Annotated in this window: 5 protein-coding genes and 1 tRNA gene; 4 read left to right on the plus strand and 2 right to left on the minus strand. The window is 69.9% G+C overall.

Annotated features, from left to right (window positions below):
• Positions 1-129: 129 nt before the first annotated feature.
• From AOK18_RS07775 to AOK18_RS07790, 4 genes are all read left to right on the plus strand, one after another.
• Positions 130-894, plus strand: coding sequence for a calcium-binding protein (locus AOK18_RS07775; RefSeq protein WP_055693843.1), 765 nt, complete (start codon positions 130-132; stop codon positions 892-894).
• A 661-nt stretch (positions 895-1,555) separates the two neighbouring features.
• Complete coding sequence (locus AOK18_RS07780; protein ID WP_055693844.1) at positions 1,556-2,023, plus strand: hypothetical protein; 468 nt, start codon at positions 1,556-1,558, stop codon at positions 2,021-2,023.
• An 8-nt stretch (positions 2,024-2,031) separates the two neighbouring features.
• The gene (locus AOK18_RS07785; RefSeq protein WP_055693849.1) at positions 2,032-3,858 is read left to right on the plus strand and encodes an alpha/beta hydrolase; all 1,827 of its coding nucleotides are present in this window, start codon (positions 2,032-2,034) and stop codon (positions 3,856-3,858) included.
• A 60-nt stretch (positions 3,859-3,918) separates the two neighbouring features.
• Positions 3,919-4,536 carry a hypothetical protein gene (locus AOK18_RS07790; protein ID WP_055693845.1) on the plus strand — a complete coding sequence of 206 codons (618 nt, stop codon included), beginning with the start codon at positions 3,919-3,921 and terminating at the stop codon, positions 4,534-4,536.
• A gap of 320 nt (positions 4,537-4,856) precedes the next feature.
• Here the strand turns inward: AOK18_RS07790 and AOK18_RS07795 are convergent.
• Both AOK18_RS07795 and AOK18_RS07800 read right to left on the minus strand, forming a co-directional pair.
• Positions 4,857-4,941, minus strand: a tRNA-Leu gene (locus AOK18_RS07795).
• 203 nt (positions 4,942-5,144) lie between these two features.
• Positions 5,145-6,241: sugar phosphate isomerase/epimerase family protein (locus AOK18_RS07800; protein WP_055693850.1), on the minus strand; the 1,097-nt coding region annotated here is incomplete at its 5' end.

Genomic DNA, 6,241 nt, shown 5'->3' on the forward strand with positions numbered 1-6,241 from the left:
CGCGTCGATGCGCGGTCTTGCGGATCCGGAGCAGCAGAGGAGACTGCCTTCACGATCGGGTCCGCCCGGTTTCCGGCAGCACCACGCCAAGCAGGTCGGTCCACCGTCACTCCACCGAGACGAGGTCCCATGAACCGAAACCGAGCCGCCGTCAGCGCGGTCGCCGTGGCCCTGTTCACCGCCGGCCTCGCCGTCGGCCCGGCAGCCGCCGCCACCGAGGCGAAGGCCCGCGTCGGAGCCGACTGGGCAACTCAGTCGATCGTCTTCACCGCCGCCGCAGGGCAGACCAACGACCTCAACATATTCTCCATGTACACCAGCGACGGGATCCGGCGGATCGGCTTCCGCGACGTGGTCCCGCTCGAACCGGGCGACCACTGTGCGTACTCCAGGGCCGAGGACACCACCTCCGTCGTCTGCGAACTGCCCGCCGACAGCCCACGGCCCGACAGGATCGACGTCTCCCTCGGCGACGGCAACGACACGATCGCCGCCTTCACCCCCGGGATCGGCACCGTCGACGGCGGCCCCGGTGACGACGAACTGCACGCCCACACCGCACGCACGGTGCTGGGCGGCGCGGGGGACGACATGGTCATGGGACCCGCCGTCCTGCACGGCGGCGACGGCATGGACCACCTGATGGGTGACGGCGGCAACCAGCGGATGTGGGGCGGCCGGGGCGACGACATGATCGAGGGCTACGGCGGTGACGACACCGTGTACGCCGGCCCCGGCGACGACCACGCCCTGGGCGGGGACGGCCGCGACATCCTCTTCGGCGGCGCCGGCAACGACACACTGGACGGCGAAGGCGGTGACGACCTCGTCTGCGGTGGCACCGGAAGGGACACCCTCGAAGGCGGACCCGGCCGCGACATCGTCCTCCCGTGAGCGCGTCTCCGTGATGACGGGGAAATGACGACGCGTCAGATGTCCAGGGCCTTTCCCGGCGGCGCATGCGATCAGTGAGGGGCACGCCCCTGCGGCGACGCGCCCCCGCTCGCACTACGGCTCATGCCCGGCAGGGGGAGGCCCCTTTCACGAGGCGACGTCAACAAGACGCTGGTCCTGGCCACCGCCGAGTGGTGTGCCGACGCCGTGCAGCACGGGCGGGTCCCCGGCCGGGACTTCCACGTCCGGCCGCCGCCGGGACGGACGGCGGGCGGCTGCGCGTGGAGGTCTCCGACACCCGCGCGGAACGCAGGCCCACCACCGCCGCTCGCACGGCACCCGACGCCGGGTCGGAGTCCGGCCGCGGCCTCCTCCTCGTCGCCGCCCTTACCGATGACCGGGGCGTCACCGACCACCGCGGGGGCCCGGCAAGACCGTGTGGGCGGCGGCGGTGAGCATTCCGTCCCGTGCCCGAGCCCAGCGCCCCACCAGGCGCACGCCGGATCGCCCGGCACCGGGCCCGCGTGGGACCTGTCGTGCACCTCGGACAGGGCGGTTCGCGAGGGACGGCCTGGCGGGAAACAGCCGACAGCCGCCGACGATCTCCTGTGTAAGCTGCCGGGCGCCCCGGGGAGCCCGGGGCTACGGGGAGGAACGACGCATGGCATGGGACGAGTGGGAACAACTCAAGCAGGGAGCGACTCAGCAGCACGGTACGCAGATGCTGCTCAACCAGCTTCCGCCCGGTGACGGGCCGGCCCCGTCCACGTCCCCGAGCAGCGTCACCAAAGGGCTCCTGTCCAGCAGGACGGCTTGGAACAAAGCCGGGGAGGAGATCGGCGGGCTGGGAAGCGACGTCGACAGGGCCGTGAAGAAGTTGCAGGACGGGCAACAGGGATTGGGTGAAGCGACCGGATGCCTGTCGGCCGGGGCCCAGAAGGAGGTCCACGACTCCTGGGCCTCCTACCTCAAGGGCGTCGATGACCGCTGCGCCAGGATCAAGAAGGTCTTCGAACAAGTCGGGCACGACCTGTTGAGGACGGACGACGCCGTACGGTCGGCACTCGACGCCATCGACATCCGACTCGCGGACACACCCGCCGTGGGCGGCCGGACTTCCGGGCGGTGACCGGCGCCATGGACCTCGCGACCCTGAGAAAGCTGAAGCCCTCGGAGTTCGGGGAGGCCGCCGACGGCTACCGGGCCGCCGGTGACATGGCCGACACGGCCAAGGACCACATCGAGCGTGTCGTCGTCCCGGGCATGCGCAAGTCCCTCCAGGGCGAGTCCCTGGATGCGGCCGTCGGAGAGCTGCGGAAGCTTTCGGCCAACTTCCACTACACGCAGATCGAATGCGGCCTGGTCAGTACGGCGCTCAACGGATTCGCCCACGACCTGGACGCCGCCCGGAAGAAGCTTCTGTCCGCGCTCGACGACGCGGAGGCAGCGAAGTTCACCGTCGGTGCGAACGGCAGCGTCAGCTACCCGGAGGGACCGTCTCGGGACGGGGCCGCGTCGCCGGCCCAAGGCGGCACGGTCGGCGGCCTCAGCGACCCGACGGCCCAGGCCCTGGCGCGCCAGGCCGCGAACGCCGATCCCAATCCCCACCATGCCAGGGCCCTGGCCATCGCGGACCGCATCGCCCACGCCCTCAGGGAGGCGACGGAGGCAGACGCGAAGTGGGCACCGAAGATCCGCGCCCTGAAGGCCGACGACGACCTGACCGTGTCCGACGAGGACCTCGAGGATGCCCAGTCCGACATGGGCGGGGTCCGCGAGGCGGGCAAGGACTACCTGGCGTCCCTCGGCGGCCCGCCCGAGGACGCCACCCCTCGGCAGAACGCGGACTGGTGGAAGGGGCTCACCGCCGACGAGCGCGAGGCGTATCTCGCCACCCGTCCCGATCTCGTGGGGAGGCTGGACGGCCTGCCCGCCGACGTCAGGGACGAGGCGAACCGCGTGGTGTTCGAGGAGAAGCGCTCCGAGTACCGGCTCAGGCTCGACTCGATCCCGAAGCCGCCCGCCAACGAGTGGACGTGGATCACGGCAGGCCCGTACCCGTCCAAGGTCCACACGGACGAATGGGTGGAATGGCACCGGAAGTACGGTGACGAACACCGCCACCTCACCGCGTCACTCAAAGGCATGAATGCCCTCCAGAGCCGCTTCGACGAAACGGGCAAAGAAGGACTCCCCGAGGCGTATCTGCTCGGTTTCAGCCCGGAGGGCAACGGCCGGGCCGTCGTCGCGACCGGCAACCCCGACACGGCCCAGCACCAGGCGGTCTACGTACCGGGTACCACCTCGAACCTGGAGAAGATCGGCGGCGACATCAACCGGATGACCGAACTGTGGCGCCAGACCAGCCAGACGTCACCGGACGCCTCCGTCTCGGCCATCACCTGGCTCGGCTACGACGCACCCCAGTCGATCGTCAAGGACGCCCCCTTCGAGCACTACGCCTACGACGGCGCACCCGCGTACCGGCGGTTCATGGACGGCCTCGACGCCTCCCACTCCGGTCCCGGGGAGCCGCACCGCACCGCCATCGGACACTCGTACGGCACCACCCTCATCGGAGCCGCCGCCGAGACCGGCACCCTCAACGCCGACGACGTGATCCTGGCTGGAAGTCCCGGCGTCAAGGTGGGCCACGCAGACGAGATGGACGTGCCCAGGGGGCACGTCTGGAACCAGGAGGCCGAGGACGACCCCGTGCCGGACATCGGCCGCTGGGGGCACGGCGGCAGCAACTGGAGTCTCGGCGGAGGCGTCTTCCTCATCCCCAGTGACGAGGAGGCCTTCGGGGCGAACCAGATGAACACTGGCCCGGAGGGAGCCGGCCCCACGGCCACCACCGGGGCCACGGGTCACAGCCAGTACTGGGACCGGGGCACGACCGCGTTGAAGAACCAGGCGCTGGTGGTGGTCGGCAAGTACGGCTACGTGACCACTCCCGAGTAAAACGGCATGACGGTGCCGAGTGCCGTCGTGTCACCCCCTCGACGAAGATTCTGGACCTCCATGTTCTACGGACCACGCCCCACCCAGGCCCCGCACCACCGGGGCGGCTTCCCTCTGACCCTGACCCTCGCTCTCGTCCTGACCGGACTTCTCCTCAGCGGATGTGGCATGACCGACAACGACAACACAGACTCCCCCGGCGGCACCGCCGACAATTCCCAGGAGGCCGCTGCCGGAGGTCTTCCCGACGCGGGCACGGCAACGGTCGATGAGGCGGTCTCCGCCGTGAAGGAGGTGTCCAGCGAGATCTACCGGTTCGCCGGCGTCCCCGGCAAGGCGTCCGAGCCCGGCCCCGGCGTCAAACAGTGCGAGGGAAAGGACCCGGACACGTACTTCACCGTCTACCATCCCTGGAACTTCGCGCCGACGAAGCCCGCCGACCTCGACGTGGCGATGGAGAACCTGAAGGAGAAGCTGGACACGGGCGGTTGGGTGGTCAAGAAGATGTACCGCGACAACAGTCCTAACAAGGCACTGAACCTGGTCGCCGACAACGATGCGAAGAAGGTCAGCGCCTGGATCGTCCAGTACGCCGAGGACGAGACACCGAGTCTGGGGATCAACGTCGCATCCGGCTGCTACCGGGTGCCCCCGGGAGAGACGATCGACCACTTCTGACCTTTGCGGGAGGACGAAGGTCCCTGAGAGCCGGTCGTCCGAGCGCGTGTGTCGATCCGGTCGACCCGGGAAACCGCCGGCCCTCGGTTCCTTCCTCCTCCGCCTCCCCGCTCCCGCCCACGGCTTGCATGGGCGCCGTCACACACGGTGGCCGGGTGCGGTGAGGCGCCGTGCCCTGCCGCGGCGCCCGGCCTGCGGCAACGGGAGGCAAGGCGTGCGCGACCGGCGGGAGGACCGGAACCGCGGGGTCGGATCGGAATCCGCCGGGAGAGCAGAAAGACCCAGACAAGCGTGTCTGGGTCTTCGTCTTCGTGTATGAGTGTCCGAGGGGGGACTTGAACCCCCACGCCCGATAAAGGGCACTAGCACCTCAAGCTAGCGCGTCTGCCATTCCGCCACCCGGACCAGGTGTCTCGCCGCCGTGTCAGGGGGTGATCCCTGCGGCGACGTGGACAACCATACCAAGCTTTCGCAGTGCCTTTCACCTGCGTTTCCGTGCCGCCGGACGGAGGGCCGGACCGCGGTGGGGCAGGTCCTCCCGCCCTCGTCACGGCAGGGGCCGGTCCTCGGGGGAACCGCCCGGCCGGTGTTCCCGGTCCTGTCCCCCGTCAGCGGCGTCGCTTGCGCAGGGCCGCCAGGTTGTCGTAGCTGATCTTGGCCTCGCGCAGCGACTGCCCGGGGTCGGTGGCGCTCGGAGCGTTGTCGTCCTCGACCATCGGGTTGTGGTAGTTCCGCTGCCCGACCCGGGAGAAGAACGTCGTGTAGTCGATGACGCCGGTCCCGAAGGGCACCATCTCGTAGCCCATTCCGTTGGTCGTGCTGACGACGCCGTCCTTGGCGTGGAACAGCGGGTAGCGCTTGTTGTTGCGGGCGACCAGGCCGGCCGGGTCGAAGACGTTCCGGCGCGTGGAGCCGTCGTGGGCGGTGTACGTGTGGAACTTGTACTGGGCGACGTGCGCCCAGAAGATGTCCATCTCCAGCCAGACCAGCTTCGGGTCGGTGACCTTCAGGAAGTACTCCAGCTTCCGGATGCCCGAGCTGCGGGTCGGCCGGCCCTGGTCGTCCAGGGGGCCGCCGTCGAGCAGGAAGCCGTAGGCGCCGTCGTGGTTGTGGGTGTAGAGCTTGACGCCCTCGCGGCGGGCGATCGCGCCGAGGGCGTTCCACTTGTCGGCGGCCACGTCCCAGTCGGCGCGGTGGGAGCTGCTAGTGGGGTCGCCGCCGGTGCCCATGTGGTCCAGGCCGAGGATGTTGGCGATCTCAAGGTGCTTCTTGAAGGTGTCCAGGTCCGCCGTGGTCAGTGGCCAGGAGGACGGGATGAAGCCGTGGTTGCCCTGGGCGCGCAGGCCGTAGTCGTCGAGCCAGGAGCGCAGCAGTCTGGCTCCCGCGACGGATTCGAGACTGGCGCCGCCGGGTGCGTTCGCGTGCTGGTTGTAGCCGGCGAACTCCACCTGGCGGTAGCCGTGGCGGGCCAGTTGCTTGAACACCTCGCGGAAGCCGGAGGGCAGGTCGGTGGACAGGGGGTCGCGGCCGGTGGCGTCGCGGACGGTGTAGAGGATGATGCCGCGCTTGTGCGGCGGGACGAGCACCTGCCCGCCGTGACCGTGGCCATGTCCGTGGCCGTGGCCGTGTTCTCCGCCGCGGTCGTGGGCCAGGGCGGGGGCGGCACCGAAGACGGGGAGCGCGACGGCTCCGGCCGCCGCGGCGG

Source organism: Streptomyces prasinopilosus, assembly GCF_001419695.1.
GTDB classification, from domain to species: domain Bacteria; phylum Actinomycetota; class Actinomycetes; order Streptomycetales; family Streptomycetaceae; genus Streptomyces; species Streptomyces prasinopilosus.

Excerpts from the sequence above, each read along its gene's own strand:
- AOK18_RS07785 (WP_055693849.1), top strand. The coding sequence starts at position 2,032 with ATGGACCTCGCGACCCTGAGAAAGCTGAAGCCCTCGGAGTTCGGGGAG.
- AOK18_RS07780 (WP_055693844.1), top strand. The coding sequence starts at position 1,556 with ATGGCATGGGACGAGTGGGAACAACTCAAGCAGGGAGCGACTCAGCAG.
- AOK18_RS07790 (WP_055693845.1), top strand. The coding sequence starts at position 3,919 with ATGTTCTACGGACCACGCCCCACCCAGGCCCCGCACCACCGGGGCGGC.
- AOK18_RS07775 (WP_055693843.1), top strand. The coding sequence starts at position 130 with ATGAACCGAAACCGAGCCGCCGTCAGCGCGGTCGCCGTGGCCCTGTTC.